The sequence below is a fragment of the Gordonia zhaorongruii genome, from assembly GCF_007559005.1.
GTDB lineage: Bacteria > Actinomycetota > Actinomycetes > Mycobacteriales > Mycobacteriaceae > Gordonia > Gordonia zhaorongruii.
Genome location: NZ_CP041763.1, coordinates 1,728,954 through 1,746,512 on the forward strand (window position 1 = coordinate 1,728,954; position 17,559 = coordinate 1,746,512).

The window sequence follows — 17,559 nt, forward strand, 5'->3', positions numbered from 1 at the left end:
GTGGACATCCTCATCATCGTCGGGAGCCTGATCGGCTTCCTGGCATTGACTCTGGGCACTGCGCTGTTCGTCGCCGGCGAGTTCTCGCTGACCGCTCTCGAACGGTCGACCATCTCGGACGACGTCGCGCGTCGCGGCGACCGACGGGCCAAAGCGGTCGACCGAGCGCATCGCACACTGTCGTTCCAGCTGTCTGCGGCGCAGCTCGGCATCACGATCACCACACTCATCACCGGTTACATCGCCGAACCGGTACTGGCCCGACTGATCAACCCGGTCCTCGAGGCGATCGGCATCGAGGGCTCCCTCGCCGACGGCATCTCGTTGGCGCTCGCCCTGATCATCGCGACGTCGTTGTCGATGGTCCTCGGCGAATTGATCCCTAAGAACCTCGCGATCGCCGAGCCGCTCGCCACCGCCAGGTTCACCGCGGCCCCCATGATGGTCTTCTCGCGGATCTTCAAGTACGCGATCAACGGCCTCAACGGCACCGCCAACAGACTCGTCCGACGACTCGGGGTGGAGCCGACCGAAGAGCTCCAATCCGCGCGATCGACTGCGGAACTGTCGGCGCTGGTGCAGAACTCGGCACTGCACGGTGAACTCGACGCCGACACCGCACAACTGGTGCAGCGGTCCCTCCGTTTCGGCGACCTCTCGGCCGAGGACCTGATGACCCCGCGAGTCCGGGTCGAGAGCCTCGAGCCCGGCGACACCGTCCGCGACCTGATCGCCGCCTCGTCGCGTACCGGTCACTCGCGGTTCCTGGTCGCCCCGGACGGCGATCTCGACAATCTGCTCGGCGTGGTGCACATCAAGCAGGCGTTCACGGTGCAGGCGAAGGCGCAGTCCGGCACCTCGGTGCGATCACTCGTGCGTCCGGTCAGCCGGGTGCCTGCCACCCTCGACGGCGATGCGCTGATGGACCGGGTCTCCTCCGACGGACTCGAGGTATGCGTCGTCGCCGACGAGTACGGCGGCACCGCGGGAATCGTCACCTCTGAGGACCTCATCGAGGAGATCCTCGGCAATGTGACAGACGAACACGATCACGAGGAGTCCGAAGTGGTCCGTGTCGGCAACGGCTTCCGGTGCGCCGGACTCCTTCGGCTCGACGAGGTGAACGACGCGATCGGCTATCGAGCGCCGGAGGGCGCCTACGAGACGCTCGGCGGGCTCGTGATGTTCCGGCTCGGACGGATTCCGGCGGTGGGCGACGTCGTCGACCTTCCGGAGCGGGAATCAGTCTCCGACGAGGACGGGCAGAGCAGGATCCAGCAGTGGCGCGGCACCGTCGTCCGCATGGAGCAAAGGCGCGTCGATCAGGTGTGGCTCACATCCGTCGACGCGGGCAGCGAGGATCGGGGTGAGAACGATGGGTGACTTAGGCGCAGTTCTGCTGACCGTGCTCCTGCTCGCCGCGAACGCCTTCTTCGTCGCGGCCGAGTTCTCGATGATCGCAGCCCGCCGCGACCGACTCGTCGCTCTCGAGGAGTCCGGGAAGAAGCGGGCCCGCACCGTGATCCGGGCATCTGAGCACCTGTCGATGATGCTGGCCGGTTGTCAGTTGGGCATCACGATCTGCTCCATCCTGCTCGGCCGGGTCGGCGAGCCCGCGATCGCGCACTTGATCGAGAGGCCCCTCGACCTGGTGAACATGCCCGAGGGTCTGCTGCATCCGATCGCCTTCGCCCTGGCGCTGATGATCGTGGTGGTCCTGCACATCCTCGTCGGAGAGATGGTGCCCAAGAACATCTCGCTCGCCGGCCCCGAGCGAGTGGCCATGCTGGTCATTCCTCCGCATCTGGTGTTCCTTCGCATCACGAAACCGCTCATCTGGATCTACAACGCACTCGCCAACGGCTCCCTTCGCCTGATGCGAGTGGAGCCCAAGGACGAACTGGCGACCACGGTCACCGAGACCGAGCTCGCCCAGATGATCGGCGAGTCCCGTGAACTCGGCCTGCTGGACGCGGGCGAGCACGAGCGCCTGACACGAGCGTTGGAGACCGTCCAGCGCACCGTGGACGAGGCGATGATCCCGCTCGCCGACGTGAAGACCGTGCGCGTACGACCCGATCCGGCGACCGGCGGACTCGGCCCTCGTCTGGGCGACGTGGAGGACGCCGTTCGTGACACCGGCTACTCCCGGTTCCCCGTTCGCGGTCTCGACGGTTCGTACATCGGGTACCTGCATCTCAAGGATGTTCTCGACGACGTTTTCGACGATGACACCGACTCGGACTCTCTCGTTGCGGTCGACAAGATCCGGCCGCTGCCGGTGATCGGCGCCGCGGTGCCGCTGGACGAGGCCGCCACTCAGCTGCAGCGCGCCAGTGCGCACCTGGGCGTGGTGGTCAACTCGTCGGGAACCACAGTCGGGATGATCGCACTGGCCGACCTCGCCGAGGCATTCGTCGGCAACGTCCGCGACGCGACGAACAGAATCTGATGGCGACGGATCCGACGCGGGCGGATCCGATTCGGACCGGGCTGCGCCGCGACGAGTGGTCGGCACGAGCAGCGGATCACCGCGCGCGCATCGACACTCTAATCGGCCCCTACTTGAACGACCGGCGCTCAGGCGCGACCCACCCGGTCATCGACTTCCTGTTCACGTATTACTCGACTCGCCCGTCCCAGCTCACCCGGTGGCATCCGGGCTACGGCACGACGCTCCTCGACGCACCGGAGTACGCGGATTTCCGCGGCTACGAGGCAGGCGACGACGGCAGCGCGACCGTCGGCCGGGATTTCCTGAACTCCCGGCTCGGGACGATCGGCGCAGTCATCGACATCTCCACGGCGATCCGCTCGCGGCGCCCGCTCCTCGGGTGCTTCGGGTTGCACGAGTGGGCGATGGTCTACCGCTCCGACGAGACACGACACCCTCATCCGCTGCGGTTGGGTGCGGCGGGCACCGACGAGGTCGTGGAGAGGTCCGGGCTGCGGTGCACACACTTCGACGCGTTCCGCTTCTTCACCGAGCCCGCTCGACCGCGCAACGCCACCGAGCTGACCCACGACACCGCCACCGCGAACGAGCAACCGGGTTGCCTGCACGCGACGATGGACCTCTACCGGTACGGACTCCGCTTATCCCCGTTGATCAGCTCGTCGCTGCTCGCCGACTGCTTCGAGACCGCGCTCCGCGCACGCGAACTCGACATGCGAGCCGGCCCCTACGACCTGTCCGGAGTCCTCGACATGGACGGTCGTCCGTACACCCCCGTCCCCATCGAGACTCCGCACGGCCGTGCGGAGTACATCGAGGCGCAGACGGCGCTCGCCGACCGTGGGAGCAGTCTCCGCGAGGCGATGCTCGAAACGTGCCGATCACTGCTGTCCGCCGCCCGGCCCGACGGCTCGTGACCGCGGTGCGGGCGGTAGAATAGCCGACGCCGGGCAGTCCGCGTCCGGAATGAGAGAACAACGTACGACGTTGCACCATTCGTCTCATATCGCTCAGGGAAAGGTCGTCATGTCCGATCGTGTCACCGTCAACGGTTTGCAAGTCGCCGAGGTCCTCTACGACTTCGTCAACAACAAGGCCCTGCAGGGCACCGGTGTGGACGCCGACAAGTTCTGGGCCGGCGCCGCCGCCGTGATCAACGATCTCGCACCCCGCAACCGCGAGCTGCTCGCGGTTCGTGACGAGCTGCAGACGAAGATCGACACGTGGCACCGCGACCACAAGAACTTCGACTTCGCCGAGTACAAGGCGTTCCTCACCGAGATCGGCTACCTCGTTCCCGAGCCTGCCGACTTCGAGATCTCGACGACCAACGTGGACGACGAGATCGCCCGCATCCCCGGCCCGCAGCTGGTCGTCCCGATCCTCAATGCACGCTTCGCGCTGAACGCGTCGAACTCCCGCTGGGGTTCGCTGTACGACGCCCTCTACGGCACGGACGCGATCCCGGAGACCGACGGCGCCGAGAAGGGCTCCTCGTACAACAAGGTGCGCGGTGACAAGGTCATCGCCTTCGCGAAGTCGTTCCTCGACCGTGCGGTCCCGCTTGAGCAGGGCAGCCACGCCGACGCCACCTCGTACACCGTCGCCGACGGCAAGGCCGTCGTCACCGTCGGTGACGTGACCACCACCTTCGCCGACCCCGACGCGTTCGCGGGCCACACCGGCGACACCTCGGCACCGACCGGCGTTCTGGTGCGCAACAACGGTCTGCACCTGGAGATCCAGATCGACGCCGATTCGCCGATCGGATCGACCGACGCGGCAGGCGTCAAGGATGTCCTCGTCGAGTCCGCGATCACCACGATCATGGACTTCGAGGACTCGGTCGCCGCGGTCGACGCGGACGACAAGGTGCTCGGTTACACCAACTGGCTCGGCCTGAACAAGGGGGACCTGGCGGAGGAGGTCACCAAGGGCGACAAGACGTTCACCCGTGTCCTGAACTCGAACCGCACCTACACGGGCCCCGACGGCTCGGACGTCGAACTGCACGGCCGTTCGCTGCTGTTCGTTCGCAACGTCGGTCATCTCATGACCAACCCGGCGGTGCTGGACGCCGACGGCAACGAGGTTCCCGAAGGCATCCTGGATGCCCTGATCACCTCGGCGATCGGCATCCACGGCATGAGCCCCGAGGGTCAGCAGAACTCGCGGACCGGTTCCATCTACATCGTGAAGCCGAAGATGCACGGGCCCGATGAGGTCGCTTTCACCGCCGAGCTGTTCGGCCGCGTGGAGGACATCCTCGGCCTGGAGCGCAACACCATCAAGGTCGGCATCATGGACGAGGAGCGTCGCACGTCGGTGAACCTGAAGGCCGCCATTCACGCGGCCGCCGAGCGAGTCGTCTTCATCAACACCGGCTTCCTGGACCGCACCGGCGACGAGATCCACACCTCGATGGAGGCCGGACCGTTCGTCCGCAAGGACGACATCAAGGGCCAGACCTGGTTCAACGCATACGAGAACAACAACGTCGACGTCGGTCTGCACACCGGACTCGAGCACAAGGCGCAGATCGGCAAGGGCATGTGGGCCATGCCCGATCTCATGGCCGACATGCTCGCCCAGAAGGGCGGCCATCCGAAGGCCGGCGCGAACACGGCATGGGTCCCGTCGCCGACCGCAGCCACGTTGCATGCACTGCACTACCACGAGGTCGACGTCTTCGAGCGCCAGGACGAGCTCGCCAAGCGCGATCCGGCGTCCGTCGACGACATCCTCACCATCCCGCTCGCGCCCAGCACCGACTGGAGCGACGAGGAGAAGCGTCAGGAGCTCGACAACAACTGCCAGTCGATCCTGGGCTACGTCGTCCGGTGGATCGATCACGGCGTCGGTTGCTCCAAGGTGCCCGACATCCACGACGTCGCACTGATGGAGGACCGCGCCACGCTGCGCATCTCGAGCCAGCTGCTCGCCAACTGGCTGCATCACGGGATCGTCGTCGAGGATGACGTCGTCGCTGCGCTGAAGCGCATGGCGCCGGTCGTCGACCGCCAGAACGCCGGTGACCCCGAGTACCGTCCGCTGTCGGACGATTTCGACACGAATATCGCGTTCAACGCCGCCAAGGACCTGATTCTGCAGGGCACCACCCAGCCGAGCGGTTACACCGAACCGATCCTTCACCGCGCGCGCCGCGAGTACAAGGCGGCGAACGCCTGATATACCCAATGGTGTAGTCACCGAGCCCGGACCGGATTCGGTCCGGGCTCGGTCTCATCGGACGATGCCCGGCAGCGCTGCGGGCTGGAGGAGGACACCCGGTGTCGAAGCATGGGACAGGCGTCGAGAACCGTCAGTTCGTCTCGCGGCCGCTCGTGGCGGGCGCACTCATCGTCATTCTGATCGCCGCGGTGATCACGGCGTGGGTCGGATTGGGCGACCGCATCGAGGAGTCGGCGACGGACTCGGCGGATCAGTGCGTCGAGGGCAACGCGGCGGTGCCCATCGTCGCTGATCCGGCGCTCGCTCCCGGACTGCAGAAGATCGCGCAGAGCTACAACGCGACTTCGCCGATCGTCCGGGACCATTGCATCAAGGTGGAGGTCCGTCCCGCGGATGCCCGCGCCACTCTCGAAGGATTGACGGCGGACAGGTGGGACCCGGCCGCATTCGGGCCCTTCCCCGGGGCGTGGATCCCGGAGTCGTCCGTCTGGGCCGCGGCGCTGCAGACCGGCAAACCTGCCGCACTGCAGGGACCGCCGGAATCACTGGTCTCCTCCCCTGTTCGACTGGCGGTCGAGAAAGAGCTCGCGGAGGCTGCCGACGGACGCATCGGATGGGGTGACCTGCCCGAGCTGACGAGGGCGAGCTCCCTTGAGGCGTACGGCCAGCCCACCTGGGGCTCACTCCGCATGGCGATGCCGAACGGTCCGCAGTCCGACGCCACGGCTCTCGCCGCTCAGGGCGTCGCAGCGGCAATCGCCGACGAGAAGGGTTCGCTCACCGAGGAGCAGGTCGGCGAATCGAGCGTCACCCAGGCCGTCGAGCAGTTGCTGTCGGCGCCGCCGAAGCCCGGCGACGGCTCGATCAGTGCTGCGATCAAGGCGATCGGCGAGGCCGATGACCCATCAGATGCCGAGGTACGCGCCGTCCCGGTCACCGAGCAGCGGCTGTACACGCTCACCAAGGATGACGAGAGCGCGCCGGTCACGGCCGTCGCGCCCGAAGGTTCGACGCCGGTTGCGGACTACCCGGTGATCAAACTCGCCGGCGCGCAGGTGCCCGCATTCCTCGGCGACGCCATCTCCGAGTTCCTGACCTTCGCGCGGAAGCCACCGCAGATGAAGGTGCTCACCGAGATGGGCTTCCGCGGCGGCGGTCCACTGCCGCAGAAGACCGCCACCGTCGCCTTCGGCGAGGTCACCGACCCGCTACCGGCTCCGGAACCGGCGGCTGCGCTCAGGATCAGCGAGATCGTTCTTCCTGCCGCGGCGCCCTAGCCTCTCGAACTATCTAGCCTCTCGAACTACGCACCCACACCTCTGCCGGTCCGTGAACAACGGTCCGGCAGAGGTGTTTTCGCGTGTGGTCATCCTTGTTATAACCACCGCGATTTCAAGAGTCGACCCGGAGGGCCCGGTCGCGCACACTTTGAGCATGATCACCCAACGGCCCCGGCGATGTCGCTGACCGCCTGACATGATCGCCGACCCGTCGAACCGGGTCCAATCCCCATCACACGACCTTCAGGAGGTCTGTCTCGTCATGCCCGAAATCAGTTCCGAGCAGCGGTTCGAAACCGCTGCCGCGCCTTTGCAGTTCGCCTATTGGGTGCCCAACGTCAGCGGCGGTCTCGTCGTCTCGAAGATCGAGCAGCGCACCGACTGGAGCTACGACTACAACCGACGGCTGGCGGTGGCCGCCGAGAACAACGGCTTCGAGTACGCACTCACCCAGGTGCGCTACATCTCGTCCTACGGGGCCGCGTACCAGCACGAGTCGACGAGCTTCTCCCTCGCGTTACTGCTGGCGACCGAGCGTCTCAAGGTCATCTCGGCCGTCCACCCTGGACTGTGGCAGCCGGGTGTTCTCGCCAAATGGCTCACGACCGCCGATCACCTCTCGAACGGACGCGCAGCCGTCAACGTGGTGTCCGGCTGGTTCAAGGACGAGTTCACCAAGCTCGGCGAGCCGTGGCTCGAACACGACGAGCGCTACCGTCGCGCCGAGGAGTTCATCACCTATCTGCGCAGCATCTGGACTGACGAGCACGCCGAGTTCGCCGGGGACTTCTACCGGCTGCACGACTTCGATCTGAAGCCGAAACCACTCGACGTCCCCGGACGTCCCCACCCGGAGATCTTCCAGGGCGGCAACTCGACCGCCGCCCGGGCGATGGCGGGCCGCGTCTCGGACTGGTACTTCAGCAACGGCAAGGACTTCGAGGGACTCTCCGAGCAGGTTCTCGACGTGAACACCGAGGCGGCCCGGCACGGACGCACGGTCAGATTCGGGCTCAACGGCTTCCTGATCGGTCGTGATTCGGAGGCCGAGGCCCGTGATGTGCTCCACGAGATCGTCGACAAGGCCGATCGCGCCGCCGTGGAGGGCTTCGGTTCAGCCGTCAAGCAGGCGGGCACGTCGACGGGCGACGGCAAGGGCATGTGGCAGGACTCCGAGTTCCGAGATCTCGTGCAGTACAACGACGGTTTCCGAACCGGTCTGATCGGAACACCCGAGCAGATCGCGGAGCGGATCGTCGCCTACAAGACCCGAGGCGTGAATCTCTTCCTGCTGGGCTTCCTGCACTTCATCGACGACGTCGAGTACTTCGGCGCACACATCCTCCCCCTGATCCGCGAACTCGAAGCGGATCTGATCTCCAGCGGCCGACTCGAGTCCGAGCTCGCCCGCAACGGCGTTCTGACTCCCGCGTCCTGAATCCCTGCTCGCTTCCACTATTCCCCTACCGGAGGACCCCATGACTTCCACCGCTTCCGCCACACAGCACACCGCCGTCGACGAGTCCGCGCTACAGGACGCTCTCCGGCGTGCAGACCTGGTCGCCGCCGAGCTGAGTGCGACCGCCGCCGAACGCGATCGTGCGAATGCAGATCCCACCGCCGAGATAGAACTACTGCGCGCGAACGATCTCCTGCAGGTCGGTGAACCCGTCGAGTTCGGCGGTGCTGGTCTGAACTACGCACAGACGCAGCAGATCACGCGCCATATCGCGCGCGGCGATACCTCCATCGCGCATCTCATCGGATATCACTTCGCTCAGCAGCGGATACCCCATCTGTTCGGCACCGCGGACCAGGCCGAGACGATCTCGCGGCGCAACGCCCAGGAGAAGCTCTTCTGGGGCGGCGTCCAGAACCCTCGTGGCGCGGACGGCCTGGTGTTGACCCGCGATGGGGACGGCTTCCGACTCAACGGCCGACGCACCTTCGCCTCCGGGGCCGGCGTAGCCGACCATCTCTCAGTGACCGCATCCCTGGACGGCGACCTCGTGTTCCTGACGCTGCCCACCGATCGTGAGGGCTTCGAACCCGCAGGCGACTGGGACAACATCGGACAGCGACTCACCGACTCCGGTGGCGTCGTGTTCCGCGACGCCCGCATCGAACGCAGCGAGATCCTGGGCGACCCGGACTCGCCTCCTGCGTTCTCGCCGTACCAGACGCTCGTCACCCCGCATTGGCAACTCGCTTTCGTCAACTTCTACATCGGCACCGCCGAAGGTGCCCTCGTCGAGGCCCTCGACTGGACGCGCCTGAACGCCAGCCCGTGGGAGACTTCCGGCCTCGAGTCGGCCACCGAGGATCCGTACATCCTCGAACTCGTCGGTGAACTGCGCGCCCAGGTCACCGGAGCCGCTCTTCTCGCCGACCGGGCGGGTGACGCTCTGCAGCAGTCGCTCGATTTCGGTCCCGCGCTCAGCGCCGATCAACGTGCCGAGACAGCCATCGCCATCGCGGAGGCCAAGTACGTGACGACCAAGGTCTCACTGGAAGCCGCGTCGCGCCTCTTCGAGATCCAGGGGGCGCGGGCCACCACCACGAAGTACGGGTTCGACCGGCACTGGCGCAATCTGCGCACGCACACCGTGCACGACCCGGTCTCGTACAAAGCGCGTGAGATCGGTGACTGGACGCTGAACCGCCGCGCCCCCGCGTTCAGCCTGTACAGCTGATCGTGGTCCCCGTCATCGGCAGCAGTCATGCCGCAATCGAGACCGCCCGTGTCCTCGCACCCGCCTTCGCGGCGGATGCGAGCGCACGGGACGTCGGCAAGTCGCTCCCATTCGATCAGGTGGAGGCACTGTCATCGTCGGGTCTGCTCGCCATCACAGTGCCCGCGGAGTTCGGCGGTCCGGACCTTCCGGCCGCGACCGTGGCAACCGTCATCGCCACGATCGCGGCCGCCGACGCCAGTCTCGCGCAGATCCCGCACAGCCATTTCGTCTTCCTCGACGCGGCTCGTCGTGTCGGATCAATCGAGCTGCAGCGCAGTCTGTTCCGGCGCGTCCTCGCGGGCGAGCGCATCGCGAACGCCCAGACCGAGCGCGGCGGCGCCACCGTGCTGGACGACGCGACCCGGCTCCGTCGGAAGGACGGCGAGCTGGTCGTGTCGGGCACCAAGTACTACTGCACCGGTGCGGTCTTCGCCGACATCCTGGCGGTCCGGGCGCTCGGGCCGGACGGCGGCACGGTGATCGTCTACGTGCCGGCGGATTCCGACGGCGTCACCATCGATTCCGACTGGGACGCCCTCGGGCAGCGCACCACCAGCAGCGGAAGCGTCGTCCTCGACGACGTCGTGGTCGATCCCGGTCTGCTCCTCGACTTCACGAGCATCTTCGCGCAGCGCAGCACCTACGGGACACGTGCGCAGCTCCTCCACGCCGCGATCGACGTCGGCGTCGCCCGCGGCGCCCTCGACACGATCGGGCGACTCGCCGAGAAGGCGCGTCCGTGGTTCGAGGCCGGTGTCGACCGTGCGGCGGACGATCCGCTGCTCATCGCTCAGGCCGGCGACCTGGAGCTGGCAGTCCGGGCTGCGGAGTCGCTGCTGGCAACTGCGGGGGCGCGGATCCAGGATGCCGAGACGGCACCCGGTCCGAGCGCCTTCACCGAGGCGGCACTCGCCACCGCTGCGGCGAAAGTGTCCGCAGGCCGCGCGGCACGCCGCGCCGGATCCGAGATCTTCGACTTCGGCGGAACCCGCACCGCGGCAGCCTCGGCCAACCTCTCTCGCTACTGGCGCGACGCCCGGACGCACACCCTGCACGACCCCGAACGCTGGAAACTCCAGCACCTTGGCGCTTGGGCACTGGACCGTCTGCGTCCGCCCAGCCACGGCAATCTGTAAGGAAGTACACGTCAATGACCGTCAAACTCCACTGGTTTCTGCCGACTTACGGCGATTCCCGTTTCATCGTCGGCGGGGGCCACGGACTGCCCGCCGGATCGGCGGGCGGCGACCGCGACGCGTCGATCGGCTACCTGTCGTCGATCGCGCGCAGCGCCGAGGGCTTCGGTTTCACCTCTGCACTGACCCCCGCCGGCGCTTGGTGCGAGGACGCTTGGATCACCACCGCGATGATCGCCCGCGAGACCAGCAACCTCGGTTTCCTCGTCGCCTTCCGTCCCGGCCTGGTGAGTCCCACGCTCGCCGCTCAAATGACGTCGACATTCGCCAAGCACGCCCCCGGCCGTATTCTGCTGAACGTGGTGACCGGCGGTGAACCCGCCGAGCAACGCGCGTACGGCGATCATCTGGACAAGGCGTCTCGCTACGAGCGCACGGACGACTTCCTGACCATCGTCCGGCGCCTGTGGAACGGCGAGTCCGTCACCTACTCCGGCAAGCACATCTCGGTGGAGAACGCGACGATTCCCTCCGCACCGACACCGACTCCCCCGATCTACTTCGGCGGATCCTCACCTGAGGCCGGCCCCGTCGCTGCTCGGCACAGCGACGTCTACCTGACGTGGGGCGAGCCGCCAGCGGCCGTCGAGAAGAAGATCGAGTGGATCCGCGCGCTCGCCGCACGCGAGGGCCGGACGGTCCGATTCGGTATCCGTCTGCACGTGATCAGCCGAGACACCAGTGAGCAGGCATGGTCCGAAGCCGGCCGTCTGCTGTCGGCCCTGGACGAGGACACCGTCACGGCCGTGCAGAGCGGCCTGGCGCGCAGCGAGTCGACCGGGCAGGCAAGGATGCGCGAACTGCACGAAGCGCACCGCGCGAGCTGGTCCTGGAAGGATCCTCACACCCTGGAGGTGGCGCCCAACCTGTGGTCGGGTGTCGGACTGGTTCGCGGCGGCGCCGGAACCGCCCTCGTCGGATCGCACACCGAGGTCGCCGATCGCATCGAGGAGTACAAGGCCATCGGCATCGACGAGTTCGTCCTGTCCGGGTATCCCCATCTCGAGGAGCTGTTCTGGTTCGGCGAAGGCGTGATCCCCGAATTGACGCGGCGAGGCCTGTACCGCAACGACATCCGCCCGGCACCCATCTCGACCGGGACGCCGTTCGTCCCGACGGCCCGTTGACCGCATCCACTGCTCAGGAGGCAGAGATCATGACCACTTCACTCGAATCATCGCCCGTCGCCGACCCGGTCCAGCTGCGCCGGGTGTTCAGCCACTTCCCGTCCGGCCTCGCCGTGGTGGCAGCCCTCGGTCCGGACGGCCCTGCGGGACTGCTCGTCTCGTCCTTCACGTCGGTATCGCTCGAACCTCCCCTCGTTTCGGTGAACATCGCTCGTACCTCGACGACCCTGCCCCTGCTGGAGACCGCAGAGCACTGGGGTGTCAGCCTTCTCGCCGAGCACCAGGGCGAGGTCGCTGATCAGCTCCGGCGTCCGTCATCGGAAAGGTTCGACGGTGTGAGCTGGACGTCGACATCCACCGGTGAGATTCACCTCGACGGCGCGAGCGCGGGACTGCGCACCCGGGTCGTGCAGACCCTTCCGGCGGGCGATCATCTGATCGCGCTTCTCGAGGTGGAGGACCATTTCGCCCAGCTGTCAGCGGCCCCACTCGTGTTCCATCACAGCCGGTTCCGGCGTCTCGAGCAGGAGATCGCCGAATGACGCTGCGTATCGCCGTCGAGCCAGACGAATCTGCTTGGCGTGAGCTGACCGTGCCGCAGGACGACGTCCCGCTCCACCGGATCCGGGTGAACGGTCTCGGCGATGCCGCGCAGGCCACGGCTCGGTCCACCCGGCCGGTTTTCGTCGACATCGACGTCGTCGTAGCCGATTCCGTCGGAGCGGCATTCGCCGAGTACCGCGCCCGGAACCCCGGGTGGTCGCCTGGTGCGCACGTCGGCACGATCGTTCACCCGGGGACCGCGTCCACTCTCGCCCGCCTGCTCAGCGACATCGACGCCGCGCGGGTCGCCGACGGCGTCACCCTCCGCGGGCCGCTGGAACACGACCTGATCCGCATCGTGCACGACGTCGCATCACGACTCGGCGTCACGGTCGGAGTCCCGGCAGCCTGACCGAGATCTGCGGCGATACGGGTTGGGTAATGCGAACTACTCGGCGAACGCGTCCAACGGCGGGCAGCTGCACGACAGGTTGCGGTCGCCGAAGGCACCGTCGATCCGGCGCACAGCCGGCCACACCTTCGTGCGGGCCCCACTGGACGGCAGACCGTTCGGGTAGACGGCCGTCATCCGGTCGTACGCGTGCTCCCAGTCGCGGACCAGGCTCTCCGCCGTGTGCGGTGCACCGGCAAGCGGATTGTCGTCGGCAGGCCAGGTACCGTCGACCACCTTGTCGATCTCACCGCGGATGGCGATCATGGCATCGATGAAGGCGTCGATCTCCGCCAGGTTCTCACTCTCCGTCGGCTCCACCATCAGCGTGCCCGCGACCGGGAAGCTCATCGTCGGAGCGTGGAAGCCGTAGTCTGCCAGTCGCTTGGAGACGTCGTCGATGCTGACGCCGCTCTCCTTGGAGAGCCCGCGCAGGTCGAGGATGCACTCGTGCGCCACCCAGCCGTTCTCTCCGGTGTACAGGACCGGGTAGTACGCACCGAGTCGGCGGGCGATGTAGTTGGCCGACGCGATCGCGGTCAGCGAAGCCGCACGCAGCCCTTCCGCACCCATCATCGCGATGTAGGCGTAGGTGATCGGCAGGATCGACGCCGAACCGTACGGCGCCGCGGAGATCGTCACGCCGGTCGCATCGAGCTCGGAGGCGAGCGGATGCCCCGGCAGGAACGGCGCCAGGTGCTCGCGGACCGCCACCGGGCCCACACCGGGACCGCCGCCGCCGTGCGGAATGCAGAACGTCTTGTGCAGGTTCAGGTGCGAGACGTCGCCGCCGAACCGTCCCGGACGGGCCAGGCCGACCATGGCGTTGAGGTTCGCACCGTCGACGTACACCTGACCGCCTGCCGCGTGCACCGCCTCGCAGATGTCGGTGACCTCGTGTTCGAAGACGCCGTGCGTCGACGGGTACGTGATCATGATCGCGGCCAGTTCGTCGCGATGCTTCTCGATCTTGGCGTGCAGGTCGTCGATGTCGACGTCACCGCTGTCCCGACTGGCGACCACCACTACCCGCAGTCCCGCCATCACCGCCGAGGCGGCGTTGGTGCCGTGCGCGCTCGACGGGATGAGGCACACGTCGCGGGCTTCGTCCCCACGCGACTGGTGGTACTTGCGGATGGCCAGCAGTCCCGCGTACTCGCCCTGCGAGCCGGCGTTCGGCTGGAGGCTCACCCGGTCGTAGCCGGTGACGGCGACGAGCCAGTCCTCGAGCGTCGTGATCAATTCGCGGATGCCCTCGGAATCGGCCGTCGGCGCGAACGGGTGCAGTCCGCCGATCTCCGGCCAGGTGATGGGCTCCATCTCGGTTGCCGCATTCAGCTTCATGGTGCACGAGCCCAGCGGGATCATGCTGCGATCCAGCGCGATGTCCTTATCCGACAATGCGCGCAGGTACCGCAGCATCGCCGTCTCGGTCCGGTAAGCGTGGAACGCCGGGTGCGTCAGGTAGTCGCTCTCGCGGGTCTCGATGCCTGCGGCGAACGCCGTCGCCGGGGCGTCGGCGGCGCCGAAAGCGTCGAGGACGGCTGCGATGTCCGCTGCGCCGGTCGTCTCGTCGCAGGCGACTCCCACACGATCCGCATCCACCAGGCGCAGATTCACGCCGTGGCGGTCCTTCGCGGCTGCGACGACGTCGGCCGCGCGACCGTCGGTTCGCACCGTGACGGTGTCGAAGAACGAGGCATGCTCGACTGTGTATCCGGCGCCGGTGAGCCGGTCGGCGAGCTCCGCTGCGTGCCCGTGGACTCGTTGCGCGATGGTCTTCAGGCCCTCCGGCCCGTGGTACGACGCGTACATCGCGGCGATGATCGCGAGCAGCACCTGTGCAGTGCAGATGTTGCTCGTGGCCTTCTCCCGGCGAATGTGCTGTTCGCGGGTCTGCAACGCCAATCGGTAGGCCACATGGCCGTCAGCGTCCTTCGACACACCGACCAGCCGGCCCGGCAGCTGCCGCGTCACCTTGGTGGGCACGGCCAGGTATCCGGCATGCGGTCCGCCGAATCCCATCGGGACGCCGAATCGCTGAGTAGTGCCGAAGCAGGCGTCCACGCCGAGTTCGCCCGGTGCGGTGATGAGAGTGGCCGCCAGCAGGTCCACACCGGCCGCGACGAGCGCGCCGCGCGCATGCGCCGCCTCGATGATCGGTGCGAGGTCGACGATCCGGCCGGAGGCACCCGGAGTCTGGACGATCACACCGAAGAACTCGCCCTCGGGCAGGCCGGCCTCTGCGGCCGCCGGGTCCAGTGCGGCTTCGACGACCTCGATGCCGAGTGGGAGCGCGCGGGTCTCGATCACGGCCCGCGTCTGAGGGAAGAGGTCGGCGTCGACCACGATGCGCGGCGACTTGGACTTGCCCGCACGGCGCAGCAGTGTCATCGCCTCGGCCGCGGCGGTGGCCTCATCGAGCATCGACGCGTTCGCCACCTCCATCCCCGTCAGGTCCGCGACCATGGTCTGGAAGTTGATGAGAGCTTCGAGACGTCCCTGGCTGATCTCCGGCTGGTACGGCGTGTAGGCCGTGTACCAGGCAGGGTTCTCGAGGATGTTGCGCTTGATGACCGCGGGGATGTGCGTGTCGTAGTAGCCGAGGCCGATCATCGACCGTGCGACGACGTTCCGGTTCGCGAGTGAGCGCAGGGCTGCCGTGGCGTCTGCCTCACTCAGCGGCGCGGGCAAGGCGTCGAGGCCGGACGCGACACCGTTCGCGCTGCTGTCCGCGATGGTCTCCGGAACTACCTCGCGGGCGAGCTCGTCCAGGGAGTCGACACCGAGGAGCTCCAGGATCCTGGCGAGCTCGTCGGAGTCGGGCCCCATGTGGCGCGACGCGAACGTAGCGGAGATCGGACGGGATGCGTTCGGCACGGAAGGCACCAATCTTGTCGGTCCGGGACTGACGCCCCGGGCTGGGGCCCTCCCCCTCTGTCATGCCGCACGAACGGCGCCTGAGAGATTCGGCGTTGCGGAGCTACGCCTTTCACCGTGGGCGGATGGGTGCGTACCCACCACTTTCCAGAGACGCCGTCACGTGCCACGGTCCTGGGTGCCTGAGAGTTTGACGGAGAGGTGTTGCTCCTTCGGCGGTCGTCCGTTCTTTCCGGACGACGCTCTCCCGTGGCGCAGCGGCGCACGGTCAGAGTACCAACTCCGGCGTACCGACGAATCTAGCCAGTCTGGCGGGTGCGGTTCTTTCGCCGTGCAGCGAGTTCGTCTTCCGGAGCCGATTCACTGAATCCGCCGTCAGCGCGCTCGCCTGGGAAGTCGGCGATGGTGCCGCTGAGTTCGCGCATCGCGCCCGAGACCGCGATGCCGAACACGCCCTGACCACCCTGCAGGAGGTCGACGACCTCCTCTGCGGAGGTGCACTCGTAGACGGTCGTCCCATCCGAGAACAGGGTGATGCGTGCGAGGTCCTCGACGCCGCGCTTGCGAAGGTGATCAACGGCGACACGGATGTTCTGCAGTGAGATGCCGGTGTCGAGCAGCCGCTTGACGATCTTCAGGACCAGGATGTCCTTGAACGAGTACAGACGCTGGCTGCCAGAGCCCGCCGCGCCGCGGATCGACGGGACGACGAGCTGAGTGCGAGCCCAGTAGTCGAGCTGACGGTAGGTGATGCCCGCGATCTGGCACGCGCTGGGCACTCGGTAGCCGACGAGATCGTCGGGCACGGTGTCGTTCGGAAACAGACCCGGAGCGATGTCATCAAGCCCGCCCTGCACCGGTTCGGTGGTGGCATCGGGCCGAAGATCGGTCGGCTTTTCGCCCACGGTAACTCCCTCGCGAAACTGGACCGGGACATTAGTCCCTCAACTGAGGGTACTCCTGCACACGGCCGGTGTGTGTGATGCCGCTGCGTCTGCATTGGCGTTGCGATTGAAACTAGGGGGCCGCGGACTCGCAATCAATGCAACACACCGTAAACCTCAACTTCAGGTTCAGTCGACGGTCAATGGTGATCGACCAGTGACCAGACTGTTACCAACGGGGCTGGTGTTACTCATGTGACTCATGTGAATTACCTATGCCCTATTCGTCAGCTTTTCGACTCAGGTCCGGACTCGGGACCGAGGAAATCCTCGGGAGAAACCTGATCGAGGAACTCGCGGAACGCCTCGACCTCTTCTTCACTGGATTCCTCCCCCTCCGAGCCATCGGACTCTTCCTCGTCGGGGATCAGCAGACCGGCATCGTCCAAGACATCGTCGGAAGCGATGATCGGCGCCTCCACGCGCATCGCGACCGCGATCGCGTCTGAAGGGCGCGCCTCGACGATGACGTCACCGTCGAACACCATCTCCGCGTAGAAGGTGCCCTCCTGCATGTCGACGATCCGCACCTCCACGAGGGTGCGATCGAACGCGTCGAAGAACTGCGCGATGAGGTCATGGGTGAGGGGTCGCGGCGGCTCCACGCCGCGCTGCTCCAGCGCGATGGACGCGGCTTCGCTCTGCCCGATCCAGATCGGCAGGTAGCGCAGCCCTGTCACCTCGCGAAGCAGCAGTACCGGCTGATTCTGCGGGGGCTCCACTCGGATTCCCACGATTCGCATCTCGCCCATCGTC

14 protein-coding genes and 2 riboswitches are annotated in these 17,559 nt (G+C 66.8%); of the genes, 11 read left to right on the forward strand and 3 right to left on the reverse strand.

Annotation, left to right across the window (positions count from 1 at the left end):
* From FO044_RS08010 to FO044_RS08060, 11 genes are all read left to right on the forward strand, one after another.
* Window positions 1–1,383 carry a hemolysin family protein gene (locus tag FO044_RS08010; RefSeq protein ID WP_132994193.1) on the forward strand — a complete coding sequence of 461 codons (1,383 nt, stop codon included), beginning with the start codon at window positions 1–3 and terminating at the stop codon, window positions 1,381–1,383.
* Window positions 1,376–2,452 (forward strand): hemolysin family protein, encoded by a 1,077-nt coding sequence (locus FO044_RS08015; RefSeq protein WP_132994192.1) that lies wholly within the window; start codon window positions 1,376–1,378, stop codon window positions 2,450–2,452. The genes FO044_RS08010 and FO044_RS08015 overlap by 8 nt, the downstream gene beginning before the upstream one ends.
* Window positions 2,452–3,372, forward strand: coding sequence for a 3-methyladenine DNA glycosylase (locus FO044_RS08020; RefSeq protein WP_132994191.1), 921 nt, complete (start codon window positions 2,452–2,454; stop codon window positions 3,370–3,372). Before FO044_RS08015 ends, FO044_RS08020 begins: the two co-directional genes overlap by 1 nt.
* Before the next feature lie 109 nt (window positions 3,373–3,481).
* Window positions 3,482–5,644 carry a malate synthase G gene (locus tag FO044_RS08025; RefSeq protein ID WP_132994190.1) on the forward strand — a complete coding sequence of 721 codons (2,163 nt, stop codon included), beginning with the start codon at window positions 3,482–3,484 and terminating at the stop codon, window positions 5,642–5,644.
* Between the two features lie 101 nt (window positions 5,645–5,745).
* A complete protein-coding gene (locus FO044_RS08030; protein ID WP_132994189.1) occupies window positions 5,746–6,924 on the forward strand; it encodes a substrate-binding domain-containing protein in 1,179 nt (392 codons plus the stop codon).
* Between the two features lie 265 nt (window positions 6,925–7,189).
* Window positions 7,190–8,365: a dimethylsulfone monooxygenase SfnG gene (gene sfnG / locus FO044_RS08035; RefSeq protein ID WP_132994188.1), complete on the forward strand. Its 1,176-nt coding sequence runs from the start codon at window positions 7,190–7,192 to the stop codon at window positions 8,363–8,365.
* A 40-nt stretch (window positions 8,366–8,405) separates the two neighbouring features.
* Window positions 8,406–9,620, forward strand: a complete 1,215-nt coding sequence (locus tag FO044_RS08040) for an acyl-CoA dehydrogenase family protein (protein ID WP_132994187.1) — start codon at window positions 8,406–8,408, stop codon at window positions 9,618–9,620.
* Window positions 9,620–10,798, forward strand: a complete 1,179-nt coding sequence (locus FO044_RS08045; protein ID WP_412917638.1) for an SfnB family sulfur acquisition oxidoreductase — start codon at window positions 9,620–9,622, stop codon at window positions 10,796–10,798. Before FO044_RS08040 ends, FO044_RS08045 begins: the two co-directional genes overlap by 1 nt.
* A gap of 14 nt (window positions 10,799–10,812) precedes the next feature.
* Entirely contained in the window at window positions 10,813–11,985 is a 1,173-nt protein-coding gene (locus FO044_RS08050; RefSeq protein WP_132994185.1) for an LLM class flavin-dependent oxidoreductase, read from the forward strand.
* A gap of 29 nt (window positions 11,986–12,014) precedes the next feature.
* Entirely contained in the window at window positions 12,015–12,527 is a 513-nt protein-coding gene (locus FO044_RS08055; RefSeq protein WP_132994184.1) for a flavin reductase family protein, read from the forward strand.
* Window positions 12,524–12,940 carry a hypothetical protein gene (locus FO044_RS08060; protein WP_132994183.1) on the forward strand — a complete coding sequence of 139 codons (417 nt, stop codon included), beginning with the start codon at window positions 12,524–12,526 and terminating at the stop codon, window positions 12,938–12,940. The genes FO044_RS08055 and FO044_RS08060 overlap by 4 nt, the downstream gene beginning before the upstream one ends.
* Before the next feature lie 36 nt (window positions 12,941–12,976).
* Here FO044_RS08060 and gcvP read toward each other — a convergent pair whose 3' ends face one another.
* The 3 genes from gcvP to FO044_RS08075 form a co-directional block, all read right to left on the reverse strand.
* Complete coding sequence (gene gcvP / locus FO044_RS08065) at window positions 12,977–15,811, reverse strand: aminomethyl-transferring glycine dehydrogenase (RefSeq protein WP_235831570.1); 2,835 nt, start codon at window positions 15,809–15,811, stop codon at window positions 12,977–12,979.
* 95 nt (window positions 15,812–15,906) lie between these two features.
* Window positions 15,907–16,018: riboswitch (glycine riboswitch) on the reverse strand.
* Window positions 16,019–16,119: riboswitch (glycine riboswitch) on the reverse strand.
* Window positions 16,120–16,158: 39 nt separating this feature from the next.
* Window positions 16,159–16,764 carry a MerR family transcriptional regulator gene (locus FO044_RS08070; protein WP_132994181.1) on the reverse strand — a complete coding sequence of 202 codons (606 nt, stop codon included), beginning with the start codon at window positions 16,762–16,764 and terminating at the stop codon, window positions 16,159–16,161.
* 266 nt (window positions 16,765–17,030) lie between these two features.
* Window positions 17,031–17,555, reverse strand: a complete 525-nt coding sequence (locus FO044_RS08075; protein WP_132994388.1) for a bifunctional nuclease family protein — start codon at window positions 17,553–17,555, stop codon at window positions 17,031–17,033.
* Between the last annotated feature and the right edge of the window lie 4 nt (window positions 17,556–17,559).

Excerpts from the sequence above, each read along its gene's own strand:
- FO044_RS08015 (WP_132994192.1), top strand. The coding sequence starts at position 1,376 with ATGGGTGACTTAGGCGCAGTTCTGCTGACCGTGCTCCTGCTCGCCGCG.
- FO044_RS08020 (WP_132994191.1), top strand. The coding sequence starts at position 2,452 with ATGGCGACGGATCCGACGCGGGCGGATCCGATTCGGACCGGGCTGCGC.
- FO044_RS08025 (WP_132994190.1), top strand. The coding sequence starts at position 3,482 with ATGTCCGATCGTGTCACCGTCAACGGTTTGCAAGTCGCCGAGGTCCTC.
- sfnG (WP_132994188.1), top strand. The coding sequence starts at position 7,190 with ATGCCCGAAATCAGTTCCGAGCAGCGGTTCGAAACCGCTGCCGCGCCT.
- FO044_RS08040 (WP_132994187.1), top strand. The coding sequence starts at position 8,406 with ATGACTTCCACCGCTTCCGCCACACAGCACACCGCCGTCGACGAGTCC.
- FO044_RS08050 (WP_132994185.1), top strand. The coding sequence starts at position 10,813 with ATGACCGTCAAACTCCACTGGTTTCTGCCGACTTACGGCGATTCCCGT.
- FO044_RS08055 (WP_132994184.1), top strand. The coding sequence starts at position 12,015 with ATGACCACTTCACTCGAATCATCGCCCGTCGCCGACCCGGTCCAGCTG.
- FO044_RS08060 (WP_132994183.1), top strand. The coding sequence starts at position 12,524 with ATGACGCTGCGTATCGCCGTCGAGCCAGACGAATCTGCTTGGCGTGAG.
- gcvP (WP_235831570.1), bottom strand. The coding sequence starts at position 15,811 with ATGGGGCCCGACTCCGACGAGCTCGCCAGGATCCTGGAGCTCCTCGGT.
- FO044_RS08075 (WP_132994388.1), bottom strand. The coding sequence starts at position 17,555 with ATGGGCGAGATGCGAATCGTGGGAATCCGAGTGGAGCCCCCGCAGAAT.